Genomic DNA, 13,142 nt, shown 5'->3' on the forward strand with positions numbered 1-13,142 from the left:
CCGACGACGCCTCCGACGACGCCTCCGACGACGCCTCCGACGACGCCTCCGACGACGCCTCCGACGACGCCTCCGACCACGCCTCCGACGACCCCGCCGACGACGCCTCCGACGACCCCGCCGACGACGCCGCCCACGACGCCGCCGACGACCCCGCCCACGACCCCGCCGACCACGCCGCCCACGACCCCGCCGACGACCCCGCCGACGACGCCGCCCACGACCCCGCCGACGACGCCGCCGACCACGCCGCCCACGACGCCTCCCACGACGCCGCCCACGACGCCGCCGCCGACGCCGCCCACGACGCCGCCGACCACGCCTCCGACCACGCCTCCGACCACGCCTCCGACCACGCCTCCGACGACGCCGCCGACGACTCCGCCCACGACGCCGCCGACGACCCCGCCGACCACGCCTCCGACGACCCCGCCGACGCCGCCGCCGACGACCCCGCCGACGACCCCGCCGACGACGCCGCCCACGACGCCGCCGACGACGCCGCCCACGACGCCGCCCACGACGCCGCCGACCACACCGCCGACGACGCCTCCTACGACTCCGCCGACGACTCCGCCCACGACCCCGCCGACGACGCCTCCCACGGCGCCGCCGACCACGCCGCCGACGGCCTCGCCGACGACGCCGCCGGCCGTGACGCCGACCCCCACTCCGTCGCCGACGGTGCAGCCCACGCCGCGGGCGTCGACGACGGCCGTGATCCCGACGAAGTCCGGGACGCCCCCGACGAGCGGACTGGCCTCCACGGGGGTCGAGACCGGAGCGGGTCTGTCGCTCGCGTTCCTCGCCCTGGGTGGCGGTGCACTGCTGCTGCTCCAGCAGCGACGAGCACGACGACGCCACCGCGGCTGATCACCGCGACGCGGCCCCGCCGCTGACGGGGGCGGCTCCGAGCCGCCCCCGCCCCGCCCGCGGGAGCCTCGGTGACAGCATCGCGGCTCCCGTGCACGAGAAAGGCTGAGAGCGCCGGACCCCTCGAGATCGGGGGGATCGGCGCTCTCAGCCTTTCTCGTTCCGCGCGGCATCCGCGCAGGTGCGGCTCAGCCGGACGGGTTCTCGACCGGGTCGCCCTCGGGGTCGGTCGCCGTCTCGGGGTCGACCTCGTCCGGGTCGACCGGCTCGGTGTCGGGAGTGCTCTTGTCCGTCATCGGATCCTCCTCAGTGCTCGTCGTGTGATCAGTGCGGTTCTTCGGATCGTGCACCGGCCACGCTACGGTCCGCCGAGCCCGACGTGACCCCCGTTGACGCGGGCGGCGAGCGCGTGCGCCGTCACCGCGTCGTGCGGCGGTGCCGGGCGCGCGTGGCAGTCCGCCGCCTCCTCCGCAAGGCCTGGCTGCACTTCGGCGCGATTCGTAGGGTGAGGGCACCGAGTCGAGGAGCAGGCGCGCCAGATGATCCGAACCACCGTCACCATCGAGGGCAAGACCTACGGCCTCTCCCAGGGCACGGACGTCGCCGATCTCAAGGACTCGGCGACCCGCGCGACCCAGGCCGGCGGCGGACTCATCGACTTCGTCGTGGTCGGCAACCGCCAGGTCAGCGTGCTGATCTCGTCCGGTGTGCCGGTGATCTTCGAGGAGGTCCAGGTCCCCGACGACGACCGCGACACCGGCGACCTGCAGGAGCCGTGGGACGACATCGACTACCTCGACTGACCCGAACCTCCGCCCGGACGCGCTCCCCTGCGAGTGTCGCCTGCGCGGTCCCCGACGCCTGAGGGGCGCCGCCGGCTCGACCCGGCGTCCCTCGGGCTCCCTCTCTCCTGCTCCCTCCGTGCCCGGCCTCTCCTGCTCTCTCCGTGCCCGGCCCTCTCGCGGCGGGCCGGGTGCGTCGACCGGGTCAGGACACCGCGCTCTCCGGGTCCTCCGCGCCGGACTCGGCGAGCTCTCCCGCGACGAGGATCGCCGCGGCGGCGCTGAGGGCCGATCGCACTTGCGCGGTCGTGATCTCGAGGAGGCCGGCGATCGCCTCGACGTCGTGCCCGCCGGTGTGACGCAGCAGCCAGCACTGGCGCTCGAGCGCGGGCAGGCCGTGCAGGCGCCGGTGGAAGCCGCTGCGCACCAGGTCCTCCTCGCGGAGTCCGATCGTCGTGCTCGCCGGAAGGAGAGCCGCCCGGCGGCCGACGCTCCGGCGGCCGATCTCGGTCCGCGCGATCTCGAGGGCGGACTGCTCGTCGACGATCCGAGGCGATCCCGAGCGGAGGGTGACGGCGGCCTGATGCAGGGCGGCGGTGGACATCGACTCCGAGAGCGTCAGCCGGTAGGCGTAGGCGTAGAGCCCGGCCGTGCGGTTCAGCCCGGGGGACTGCGCCTTCGGCGCCTTCGCGGACTGCGCTGTCGCGGACGGCGACGTCGAGGGCAGGGCGTTCGCGCTCACGGGTCTCTCCTCGGGTCTGCGCGCCCCGGTCGGGATCACGTCGAAGCCGATGCTAGGGCGCAGAGAACGATCGTTCTACCCTTGACTTTCTCAGCTCGTTATCGATACATACGCATCTACGTCCTCCGTCAGTCGCGCGCGGAGAGGATGCAGAATTCGTTCCCCTCCGGATCCGCGAGCACCACCCACGACTGCTCGCCCTGGCCCACGTCGATCCGAGTGGCGCCCAGCGCGATCAGCCGGTCGACCTCCGCCGCCTGATCGTCGGGGACGAAGTCGAGATGCAGGCGGTTCTTCACGGTCTTCTTCTCCGGGACGTCGAGGAAGAGCAGGCTCGGCCCGCGACCGGAGGCGGGCAGCAGCTCGATCCCCTCGTCGTCCTCGTCCACGACGTCCCAGCCGAGGGCCTCCTGCCACCAGTGCCCGAGGGCACGGAAGTCGGTGCAGTCGACGATGATCTCTTCGAAGCTCAGGCTCATGCCGCCGACGCTAATCGGCGTCCGCGGTGTCGCGGAAGGGGTCGCGGAGATCGGTGGAGAGAGCCCGGCCGCGGCTCCTGGGGAGGAGCTCGTGCCGAAGCGGCACGAGGGCTCGCACCGGAGTGCGTCGTCCGGCATCCTCGAGCGGAGCCGGACGGACGGATCGTGCTCGCGGAGGGGAACGACATGAGCGAGCACGGGCACAGCACCGAGCACGGCACCGAGCGCGGCAGTGCCCGGGAGCACTGGGAGGCGCGCTACTCCGACTCCGACCGCGTCTGGTCGGGCCGGCCGAACGCGACCCTCGTCGAGATCGTCGGCGGACTCGCCCCCGGCCGCGCGCTCGACCTGGGCTGCGGCGAGGGCGGCGACGTCCTCTGGCTGGCGGCGCAGGGCTGGGCCGTCACGGGCCTCGACCTCTCCGAGACCGCTCTCGAGCGGGCCCGCGCCGAGGCGCTCGCCCGGGGCCTCGTCATCGACGTCCGCCAGGCCGATCTCGGCGCCGACTGGCCGATCGAGGGTGTCTTCGACCTGGTCGCCTCGAGCTTCCTGCACTCGATGGTGGAGCTGCCGCGGATCCCGATCCTGCGTCGCGCCGCCGGCCTCGTCGCGCCGGGCGGTGTCCTCGCGGTGGTCTCGCACGCCGCCGCGCCGCCCTGGTCCGCGCACTCGCACCGGCACGAGGGCGGGCCCGTCCTCGCCTCGCCCGAGGAGGAGCTCGCCGCCCTCGCCCTCGATCCGGCCGAGTGGACGCCGCGGCTCGTCGAGACGCGCGAGCGGACCGCGACCGGCCCGGACGGCGAGGACACCGTCCTCCTCGACGGGGTCTTGCTCCTCGAGCGGCGGGCTGTCTCGACGCGCTGAACCCGCTGGGAGTCGCCGTCGCTCCTCCACAGGACGGGTTCCGAGGAGTCGTCGTCGGGTGGGCCCGAGCGGCCCCTCGGGTGTCGGTGGTCCCTGCTTGAATACGCGTATGGATGAGATCAGCGACGCGGACGCGGCGGAGGGACGGCCCGGGCCGGCCGCCGCCGTCGGCGCGGTGCTCGGCGTCGCCGCCGATCTCGGCCTGACATCGGCGCGGTTCCTGCTCACGCGTGCGGAGGCGCTTCATCTCGCCTATCGGACGGCGCTCGCCGCTCCCCAGGAGTTCGCCCGCGGCGGCAGCCTGTCCCGGAGCGAGGTGCGCGGCCTGGTCGAGCGCTCGATCCGTGCGGAGTTCGCGGTCGCGCTCCGCCTGTCGGAGCGGGAGGCGTCGAAGGTGCTCGATCACGCGGTCCTGCTGGTCGAGGATCTTCCGTGCACGCGCGCTCTGCTGGCCGCGGGCCGCCTGCTGTGGGAGGCGGGCGAGGTGATCTCCGCGACCGCCGCGACCCTGCCCGCCACCTCCCGCGCCGTCTACGACGAGCGCGCGGCCGAGGTCGCCCCGGAGGTGACGCCGACGCAGCTGAGGAGGATCGTCGCCCGCCTCCGCGACGAGCTGCACGAGGAGCCGCTCGCCCAGCGCCATGCCCGCGCCCGCCAGGACCGCGCCGTGTGGATCACGCCCGACGTCGACGGGATGGCCACGCTCTGCGCGCTGCTGCCCGCGCCGGACGCGAGGGGGATCGGGGATCGCCTCGACCGCATCGCCCGCTCCCTCCGGGAGGGCGGCGACGAGCGCACCTTGGCGCAGCTGAAGGCCGACGCGATGAGGGACCTGCTCCTCGACGGCGACATCGCCGGAACCACACCCGCGAGCGACGGTCCGGAGATGTCCGCGACGTACGTCCCCGGCGTCCGAGCCGAGGTGCGGCTCACCCTCGCCGCATCGACCGCCGCGGGTCTCGACGACGCACCCGCGGACCTCGACGGCTACGGCCTCGTCCCCGCCGACCTCGCCCGCGAACTGGTCGCCACCGGCGCGTCGTTCACCCGCGTGCTCACCGATCCGGACACCCGCGCGGTCGTCTCCGTCGGCCGCACCCACCGTGTCCCGCCGCCCCAGATGCGTCTGCACCTGCAGCTCCGGGATGAGACCTGCCGCTTCCCCGGCTGCACCCGCACCGCATCGCGAGCGGAGGCGGACCACACCCTCGAGTGGCGCAACGGCGGCGAGACGTCCCTCGACAACCTCGTCTCCCTCTGCACCGGCCACCACCACGTCCGCCACGGCGACCGCTGGACCTACGTCCGCCGCCCGGACGGCAGCATCGTCTGGACCACCCCGACCGGCCGCCTCGTCGTCGTCCGTCCGCCCGCGCTGGCCGGGGCGCCGCCGGGCCCCCGCTTCGAGGACGCACCGCCCCCGTTCTGACGCCCGGGTCTCGATACGCGCTGCGCTACTCGACCAGCATGGGGCTGCGCGCTCACTGCTCCGGGATGATTCGTGCTGATCGAGTAGCCCTCGCAGAGGGCGTATCGCGATCCACCCGGCAGTCCGCGGGCCGCCGTGCTGACTACCGTGTTCTCCGTACCCCGCACCCCCTTCTGGAGGCACCGTTGCCGCTCGATCCCTACCTCGCCGCCCGCCTGCCGCTGCTCGACGGCGTCGCCTACCCGCTCGACGCCGCGCAGGCGGCGAAGGTCGCCGAGTTCGAGGAGGACCCCGGCCCCTGGTCGCTCCCCGAGGGCGTCACGGTCACCGACTCCTCGATCGACGGCCCGCACGGCCCGATCCCCGTCCGCGTCTACGCGCCCGCCGCTCCCGTCTCCGCGCTCCTCTGGGTGCACGGCGGCGGCTTCCAGGCCGGCGACCTGGACATGCGCGAGTCGCACGTCGTCTCGGCCGAGCTCGCCGCCCGTGCGAGCAGCCGCGTCGTCTCGGTCGGCTACCGCCTCGCGAGCGCCGACGTCCGCTTCCCCGTGCCGCTCGACGACGTGCAGGCGGCCTGGCGCCACCTCCGCGCCGAGACCCTCGAGGCGCTGCCCGTCGCGATCGGCGGGGCGAGCGCCGGCGCCGCCCTGGCCCTCGCCGCGACCCTCCGCGAGCGCGACGCCGGCACCCGCCTCCCCGACCACGTGCTGCTCGCCTACCCGTTCTCGCACTTCCCCAACCCGGCGCTCGACGACGCCGTGATCCGCGAGCTGCTGCCGCTCCCGCCGCTGCTGCGCTTCCCGACCGCCGGCATCGAGGGCATGGTCCGCACCTACGTCGGGCGCCTCTCCGATCTGCCCCCGCACGCGCTCCCCGGCGCGGCGCCGCTGCACGGCCTGCCGCCGACCTCGGTCCTCGTCAACGAGTTCGACGAGCTCCGCGGCTCGGCCGAGCTGCTGCTGCGCCAGCTCGCGGAGGCGGGCGTCGCCGCGACCGGCTACCTCGCGCAGGGCATGCCGCACGGCCACCTCAACCGCACGCCCGCGCTGCCCGAGGTCGACCGCTCGCTGGCCTTCTTCGCGGCGCAACTGCGCACACTCGGGCGGTGAGGTCCCCGAACCCGCCCTCGGCGCACCGGCCAGCACGTGGTGATGAGATGTCCTGTCTGCGCGGTCACCGGTCGTCGGTGCTGGGCTGTGAGTGATGGCCGGAGCCGTACGCTGCCCACCGCGTGACAGTGGACCGGATTGACCGCCGGCCCGACGGTGTGTGCTCGCTCCGGTGCGCCTACCGACTCACCGCCCGACTGCGCCTCGCAGGGCGCTCCTGCTCACTCCTGCAGCAGATCGACCTCCCAGTTCGTGCGCTGGATCGCCGCGTCGAGGTCGCGCAGCTCGCGGGCGAGCACGTCGGCCCGCGCGCGCAGCTCACGCACCGGCAGCGCCGGCAGCCGCCGGAGCTCGCTGCGCAGCTGGCGGTAGCCGCGGTCGCCGGCCGCCGCATCGGCCGCCCGGACGACGATGCTGTGCTGTGCGCGCAGCGACTCGCGCCGGGCGAGCGCCGCGGTCAGCCGCACGCCGTCGGGCGTGGTCGCCGCCGTGTTGGTCAGGTTCACCGCGGTGACGAGGCGCTCCAGCGCATCCAGCGCGCGCAGGCACTCCGCCAGCAGCTCCGACGGGTCCTCCGTCGGCTCCTCCCCCTCCTGGTAGGAGGCGTTCGCGACGATCCGCGACTGGAGGGCCTCGATCCGCTTCTGCAGATCGGCCCGCTCGAGGAGTGCTTCGGCAAGCTTCATGACTCCAGGCAACCACACGCGCGGCATCCCTGCGGCCCGTCTAGGCTGCCGATCGTGCCGCTGCAGAATCACCCCGGAGACGTGGAGTTCCCCGTGCGCTCCCGGCTGCGCTACGCCCGCGTCGCGGACGCGCATCGGCGCGCTCCCGGCGGCGGGATCGGCCGCCGCGCGCTGCTGGTGACGGCGTGCGCCGCTCCGCTCGGGATCGTCGGCTTCGTCCTCGGCCTGGCGACCGCCGACGGCAGCACCGGTCTGCCGCTCTTCACCTTCGGCATCGGCCTCGTCTTCGGGCTCGCCCTGGCGTCCATCGCCTTCCAGATCCGCGACGCCGGCGCGCCCCGCCGGCAGCAGCTCGCCTACCGCGCCGAGGCGCGGACGCCCGCGCCGACCCTGCGCCAGCAGCAGCTGCTCGCCCTCGACGCTGTCAGCGACTTCTCCTTCGGCGGCTGGAACTCCTCGCTCGCCTTCCAGCCCACCTGGGCCGAGCTGCCCGCCGCGCTCCGCGCCCGCTTCGCCGACGGTGCCAAGGGCTCGCCCTGGCCGGAGCTGCCGATGCCCGCGCTCACCGAGCAGCGCGGCGCCCTCGACCGCGACTTCCGCATCGCCTCGGCCGAGGACGTCGAGCTCTTCGTCGCCGACGTCCTCGCCGGCGGCCCGCTGTCGACGCGCTTCGCCGAGGTCTCCGCCTCGGAGGACGCCGAGCGGATGCGCTCCCGGATCGCCGCCCTCACCGGCGAGAGCGAGTTCCACCTCCTCGAGCGCGCGCAGCCGATCGGCGACCGCCCGCCGGTGCTGCTGCTCGCCGGCGACGCCGAGCGCACGATCGGAGCGATCCGCTACGCCTACGTCGCCGGCTACCTCGCGGCCGACCGCGCCTGGCAGCTGCTGGAGACCATCGGCTCCCGCGTCTTCGCGCAGTACGGCGGCTGGGACGACTACTGGCGCGACGCCGCCGTCGCGATCGCGTTCCGCACGGACTCGCTGAGCGCCGTCCAGCAGTACCACCGCCTGCGCGGCGAGCTGACGGCATCGGCCTGGCCGGCCGCGAGCACGCCGTATCCGGAGAGCGGATCGTGACCGAGCCGCGTCACGATCCCGACGCGCTCGATCCCCACGCGCCCGACGACCGCGACCCCGCCCAGCAGGCGCTCGAGGCGATCCAGCGGATCAGCAGCGGAGGCGATCCCGCCGCGGCGGCCTTCGCGCTGTCCAACGAGTGGACCGACCGCCAGGTCGACCGGCTCAAGGCCCTGTGGCGCCGGTCGCGCCGGGACATCGGAGGCTCATAGGCGAGTCATAGGGGACGGCCTGCCGCGCCGGTCACCCTGGGGTTCCCCGAGCCCCCGAGTGACAAGGATCCCCCGATGACCCGCATCCCCGAGCCCGACCGCACCGCCGACGGCCTCCGCTACGAGGGCCGCACCCTCGACCGCCCCGACGACGAGGTCGTCGACCAGGGGCTTCCCTTCGACGTCCGGACTCTGCTGGGACGCCGGATGTTCGATCGCCGCCGCGTGCTCGGCCTGATCGGGGCCGGCGCCGCCACGACGGCGCTCGCCGCCTGCTCGGCCGCCGCAGGCAGTGCCTCCGGAACCGCGACGGGCACCGCGAGCAGCAGCGCCGCCGCGACCACCGGGGAGATCCCCGACGAGACCGCCGGCCCCTACCCGGGCGACGGTTCGAACGGCCCCGATGTGCTGAGCGACTCCGGCATCGTCCGCAGCGACCTCCGCTCGAGCATCGACGGCGGCGCCACGGCGGCGGGTGTGCCGCTGGCGCTCACCCTGACGATCCTGGACACCGCGAACGGCGGCGTCCCGTTCGAGAACGCCGCCGTCTACGTCTGGCACTGCGACGCGGCGGGCGGCTACTCGATGTACTCCGACGGCATCACCGAGGAGACCTACCTCCGCGGTGTGCAGATCGCCGACGCGAACGGCGAGGTCGCCTACACCTCGATCGTCCCCGCCTGCTACTCCGGGCGCTGGCCGCACATCCACTTCGAGGTCTACCCCGACGTCGACGCGATCAGCGACTCCGGCAACGCCGTCGCGACCTCGCAGCTGGCCGTCCCCGAGGACGCCTGCACCGCGGTCTACGCGCTCAGCGGCTACGAGGGCTCGAGCGAGAACCTCGCCCGGGTCAGCCTCGACGACGACAACGTCTTCGGCGACGACGGCGGAGCGCTGCAGCTGGCGACCGCGACCGGCGACGCGACCTCCGGCTACCGCTTCGCCCTCACGGTCCGCGTCGACACGACGACCGAGCCGACGGGCGGCAGCGTCCCGGCCGGCGGCGGAGCAGGCGGCGGCGCGGGTGGACGCCCGCCCTCGGCCTGACCGCGCCCGGCGTGCCAGGCTTGCCGCATGGCTGCGGAGGTGGGTGCGGATCTCGAGGTGTCCGCGCGCCTGACGATCCCCGCCTCCGAGCTGCAGTGGCGGTTCTCGCGCTCCTCCGGCCCGGGCGGGCAGCACGTCAACACCTCCGACAGCCGCGTGCAGCTCACCTGGAGCGTCGCGGAGTCCCCGACACTGACCGAGGACCAGCGAGCGCGCCTGCTCGAGCGCCTCGCCTCGCGCCTGGTCTCCGGAGCGATCACCGCGACGGTGTCGCAGGAGCGCTCGCAGCTGCGCAACCGCGAGGTCGCCCTCACGACCCTCCGCGACCTGGTCGCCGCGGCGCTCGCCCCGCCCGCCGCTCAGCGCCGGCCGACCCGTCCCACCCGCGGCTCCGGCCGCCGCCACCTGGCCAGCAAGCAGCAGCGCTCCGCCACCAAGCAGCAGCGCCGCCGCCCGACCGCGGAGTAGGCCGCTGGCGGAGTGCCGGCGCTAGACCCGGTCGCTCCGCCACTCCGCCGCGAGCTCCTCGCCGCGGGCGAAGGCCTGCTCCTCGCGCTCGCGCAGCTCGACGCGGCGGATCTTGCCCGAGATGGTCTTGGGCAGCTCGTGGAACTCGATCCGGCGCACCCGCTCGAACGACGAGAGCAGCGCGTCGGTGTGGCGGAAGACGGCCGCGGCGGTCTCGGCGGTCGGCTCCCAGCCCTCCGCCAGGGTGACGTAAGCCTTGACCACGCTGTGCCGCGTCGGGTCGGGCGCCGGGACGACCGCCGACTCGGCGACGGCGGGGTGCTGCAGCAGCACGCTCTCCACCTCGAAGGGCGAGATCTTGAAGTCGGAGGACTTGAAGATGTCGTCGGTGCGGCCGATGAAGGTGATGGTGCCGTCGACGGCGCGGACGGCGACGTCGCCGGTGTGGAAGTAGCCGTCGGCCCGGGCGCGCGAGGTGCGCTCGTCGTCACCGAGGTAGCCGGACATCAGGTTGACCGGCTCGGTGGAGAGATCGAGGCAGATCTCCCCGGTGGAGGCGGGCTCGCCGGTGACCGGGTCGATCAGCGCGATCGCGACGCCCGGCAGCGGCCGGCCCATCGCTCCGGAGACGACCTCGGCGCCGGGCGGGTTGGCGATGATCGCCGTGGTCTCGGTCTGGCCGTAGCCGTCGCGGATGGTGAGGCCCCAGTCGCGCTCGACGGTCGCGATCACCTCGGGGTTCAGCGGCTCGCCCGCCGAGAGGATCTCGCCGAGCGCGCGCGGCCGGGCGCCGAGGTCGGACTGGATCAGCATCCGCCAGACCGTCGGCGGCGCGCAGAAGGTGGTGACGCCGGCGCGGTCCAGCTGCTCGCGCAGCGCGACCGGCGAGAAGCGGCCGTAGTTGTAGACGAACACCGTCGCCTCGGCGTTCCACGGCGCGAAGAAGCAGCTCCACGCGTGCTTGCCCCAGCCGGGCGAGCTGATCGCCGAGTGCACGTCGCCCGGCCGCACGCCGAGCCAGTACATCGTGCTGAGGTGGCCGACCGGGTACGACTCGTGCGTGTGCACGACCATCTTCGGCTTCGAGGTGGTCCCCGAGGTGAAGTAGACGAGGCAGGCGTCGGTGCTGTCGACGACGACGGCCGGGGCGATGCCGGGGGCCTCGATCGAGTCGGCGTAGTCGAGCCAGCCGTCGGGTACGGCACCGCCGGGGCCGCCCACCGCGATCAGACCGACGTCCTTCGCCAGGCCCTCGAACTTCGCGGTCTCGGTCGCATCGGCGATCACGTGCGCGACCTCGCCGCGCTCGAGGCGGTCGGCCAGGTCGGCGGGGGAGAGGAGGGTCGTGGTGGGCAGGATGACCGCGCCGAGCTTCATGATCGCGAGCATCGACTCCCACAGCTCGACCCGGTTGCCGAGCATGAGCATCACGTGGTCGCCCTGCTCGACGCCGACGGAGTGCAGCCAGGCGGCGACCTCGTCGGAGCGCCAGCGCATCTCGTCGAACGAGACCTTCGTCTCCGAGCCGTCCTCCTCGACGATCCAGAGGGCGGTCTTCTCGTTGCCGATGGCGATCTCGTCGAACCAGTCGACGGCCCAGTTGAACTGCGGGCCGACGTCCGGCCAGCGGAAGGCGTCCGCGGCGGCCGCCGCGTCGGTGCGGTGCTGGAGCAGGGTGTCGCGCGCGGCGCGGAAGCGCCCGGTGGGGTTCATCCGACCATTCTCTCGCGCCGCCGCGGCTTCCAGGGGGGCCTCAGTACTTGATCGACTGCCCGCCGTCGATCGGCAGCACGACCGCGTTGATGTAGGAGGCGTCGTCCGAGAGCAGGAAGGCGACGACCGAGGCGATCTCGGCGGCCTCGCCGTAGCGCTTGGTCGGGTTCACCTGGATGAACTCCTCCGCGGCCTTGCGCGGGTTCTCGGCGTCGAGCTGCTTCATCGAGTTCTCGACCATCGGCGTCCAGATGGCTCCCGGGGCGATCGCGTTGATCCGGATGCCGTACTGCCCGTACTCGATGCCGGAGTTGCGGGTGAGGCCGACGACGCCGTGCTTCGCGGCCGCGTAGCCGGACTGGTTGCCGATGCCGGTGATGCCGCCGACGCTCGCGGTGTTGACGACCATGCCCGAGCCCTGCTCGCGCATCACCTTCAGCACCTTCTCGAGGCCGAGGAACACGCCGCGCAGGTTGATCGCGACGACCTTGTCGAACTCGTCGGCGGTGAAGTCCTCGGTGCGGTTCTGGCGGCCCTCGATGCCGGCGTTGTTGAAGAAGCCGTCGATCCGGCCGAAGCGCGCCAGGGTCTGCGCGACGTAGTCGTCGACGTCGGACGCCTTCGACACGTCCGCGATCACGGTGAGCGACTCGGTGCCCTCGGGGAGCGCCCCGACGGTCGCGGCGAGTCCCTGCTCGGAGACGTCGACGAGGGCGAGCTTCGCGCCCTCCGCGGCGAGGCGGACGGCGGTGGCGCGACCGAGGCCGGAGCCGCCTCCGGTGATGAGGACGACGCGATCGGTGAAGCGGGTGCTGCTGATATCCATAGCCCCACGATATACCTAGTGCTGCTCGGGAATCTGGGCGCCGGCTCCGTGCTGCCTCCGGCGCTCGGTGCCTGGCAACCGCCGCAGAGACAGTCCCGCTCGGCGGCCGCCTCGGGTAGACCGGAGGGACCGACACGAGCAGGGGGAGCCGTGAAGAGCTTCAGAAGAACGATGACCACCGGCGCCGTTCTGGCGCTGAGCGGGCTGGCGCTGGCCGCCTGCACCGCCCCGGCGGAGAGCGGGGCGGAGGCGACGCCGACCGTCTCGGAGGCGCCCGCCGCCTCCTCGACCGCGTCCGCGAGCCCCGGCGACCGGCCGATCGGCCCGGTGCGACTGCCGGAGGGCGCGACCGCCGCCGTCGAGTGGATCGACGAGACCGGCGCGGTCGAGCCGCAGACCGTGCGCCTCGCCGGCGAGCCGCTGCACGTGACGGTCTCCGTCGTCTGCGACACCGCCGACGCCGAGGTGACCGTCGAGGTCGAGGGCCTGATGACGACCGGCTCGTCCTGCGTCTACGACCCGGGCACCACCCGCACGACGAGCAACGGCGGCGGCAACACCGGCTCGATGGAGATCGCCGTCGACCAGGACGCCCGCATCACCGTGACGACCGACCCCGCCGACGCCCACTGGTCCGGCGCCGTCTCGACCGGCCCGCGCACGGTCCCGCTCGGCTAGCGCCCGCCGGCCCCGGTTCCGCGTCCCGAGCCCCGTCCGACCAGACGCGAACCGGGCCCTGCGAGCATCGCGAACCCCGTTCGGCGCCCACTCGCAGCGAGGGCGCTGCGCGAATCGACTCGGACAGGGGCCCGCGAGCATCGTGGAGCCCGTG

Annotated in this window: 15 protein-coding genes; 10 read left to right on the top strand and 5 right to left on the bottom strand. The window is 73.9% G+C overall.

The window, feature by feature from the left end; all coding sequences use genetic code 11:
• A partial coding sequence (locus HRK28_RS16245) for a hypothetical protein (RefSeq protein ID WP_217274813.1) occupies positions 1–899 on the top strand: 899 nt, incomplete at its 5' end.
• Positions 900–1,412: 513 nt separating this feature from the next.
• Positions 1,413–1,676, top strand: a complete 264-nt coding sequence (locus tag HRK28_RS16250; protein WP_160086604.1) for a hypothetical protein — start codon at positions 1,413–1,415, stop codon at positions 1,674–1,676.
• Positions 1,677–1,860: 184 nt separating this feature from the next.
• Here the strand turns inward: HRK28_RS16250 and HRK28_RS16255 are convergent, their stop codons facing one another.
• Entirely contained in the window at positions 1,861–2,397 is a 537-nt protein-coding gene (locus HRK28_RS16255) for a hypothetical protein (RefSeq protein WP_173252355.1), read from the bottom strand.
• 128 nt (positions 2,398–2,525) lie between these two features.
• A complete protein-coding gene (locus tag HRK28_RS16260; protein ID WP_173252356.1) occupies positions 2,526–2,876 on the bottom strand; it encodes a VOC family protein in 351 nt (116 codons plus the stop codon).
• Between the two features lie 186 nt (positions 2,877–3,062).
• On the opposite strand from HRK28_RS16260, the gene HRK28_RS16265 reads away from it, so the two are divergent.
• The 3 genes from HRK28_RS16265 to HRK28_RS16275 all read left to right on the top strand — a co-directional run bounded on the left by HRK28_RS16265 (position 3,063) and on the right by HRK28_RS16275 (position 6,278).
• Positions 3,063–3,740, top strand: coding sequence for a cyclopropane-fatty-acyl-phospholipid synthase family protein (locus HRK28_RS16265; RefSeq protein WP_173252357.1), 678 nt, complete (start codon positions 3,063–3,065; stop codon positions 3,738–3,740).
• Between the two features lie 109 nt (positions 3,741–3,849).
• Positions 3,850–5,169 (top strand): HNH endonuclease signature motif containing protein, encoded by a 1,320-nt coding sequence (locus HRK28_RS16270; RefSeq protein WP_173252358.1) that lies wholly within the window; start codon positions 3,850–3,852, stop codon positions 5,167–5,169.
• A 185-nt stretch (positions 5,170–5,354) separates the two neighbouring features.
• Positions 5,355–6,278: an alpha/beta hydrolase fold domain-containing protein gene (locus tag HRK28_RS16275; RefSeq protein ID WP_173252359.1), complete on the top strand. Its 924-nt coding sequence runs from the start codon at positions 5,355–5,357 to the stop codon at positions 6,276–6,278.
• 221 nt (positions 6,279–6,499) lie between these two features.
• Here HRK28_RS16275 and HRK28_RS16280 read toward each other — a convergent pair whose 3' ends face one another.
• Complete coding sequence (locus tag HRK28_RS16280) at positions 6,500–6,964, bottom strand: DIP1984 family protein (RefSeq protein ID WP_160086616.1); 465 nt, start codon at positions 6,962–6,964, stop codon at positions 6,500–6,502.
• Between the two features lie 54 nt (positions 6,965–7,018).
• On the opposite strand from HRK28_RS16280, the gene HRK28_RS16285 reads away from it, so the two are divergent.
• The 4 genes from HRK28_RS16285 to arfB all read left to right on the top strand — a co-directional run bounded on the left by HRK28_RS16285 (position 7,019) and on the right by arfB (position 9,771).
• Positions 7,019–8,041, top strand: coding sequence for a DUF1266 domain-containing protein (locus HRK28_RS16285; protein ID WP_173252360.1), 1,023 nt, complete (start codon positions 7,019–7,021; stop codon positions 8,039–8,041).
• Entirely contained in the window at positions 8,038–8,253 is a 216-nt protein-coding gene (locus tag HRK28_RS16290; RefSeq protein ID WP_173252361.1) for a hypothetical protein, read from the top strand. The genes HRK28_RS16285 and HRK28_RS16290 overlap by 4 nt, the downstream gene beginning before the upstream one ends.
• A 75-nt stretch (positions 8,254–8,328) precedes the next feature.
• Positions 8,329–9,303 carry an intradiol ring-cleavage dioxygenase gene (locus tag HRK28_RS16295; RefSeq protein ID WP_173252362.1) on the top strand — a complete coding sequence of 325 codons (975 nt, stop codon included), beginning with the start codon at positions 8,329–8,331 and terminating at the stop codon, positions 9,301–9,303.
• A gap of 27 nt (positions 9,304–9,330) precedes the next feature.
• A complete protein-coding gene (gene arfB, locus HRK28_RS16300) occupies positions 9,331–9,771 on the top strand; it encodes an alternative ribosome rescue aminoacyl-tRNA hydrolase ArfB (protein WP_173252363.1) in 441 nt (146 codons plus the stop codon).
• 21 nt (positions 9,772–9,792) lie between these two features.
• On the opposite strand, the gene HRK28_RS16305 is transcribed toward arfB, so the two are convergent.
• Positions 9,793–11,484 carry an AMP-binding protein gene (locus tag HRK28_RS16305; RefSeq protein WP_173252364.1) on the bottom strand — a complete coding sequence of 564 codons (1,692 nt, stop codon included), beginning with the start codon at positions 11,482–11,484 and terminating at the stop codon, positions 9,793–9,795.
• Between the two features lie 40 nt (positions 11,485–11,524).
• Positions 11,525–12,310 (bottom strand): glucose 1-dehydrogenase, encoded by a 786-nt coding sequence (locus tag HRK28_RS16310; RefSeq protein WP_173252365.1) that lies wholly within the window; start codon positions 12,308–12,310, stop codon positions 11,525–11,527.
• Between the two features lie 171 nt (positions 12,311–12,481).
• Here HRK28_RS16310 and HRK28_RS16315 point away from each other — a divergent pair, with 171 nt between their 5' ends.
• The gene (locus HRK28_RS16315) at positions 12,482–12,988 is read left to right on the top strand and encodes a hypothetical protein (RefSeq protein ID WP_173252366.1); all 507 of its coding nucleotides are present in this window, start codon (positions 12,482–12,484) and stop codon (positions 12,986–12,988) included.
• Positions 12,989–13,142: the final 154 nt, after the last annotated feature.

The sequence above is a fragment of the Rathayibacter sp. VKM Ac-2835 genome, assembly GCF_013266705.1.
Lineage (GTDB): Bacteria > Actinomycetota > Actinomycetes > Actinomycetales > Microbacteriaceae > Rathayibacter.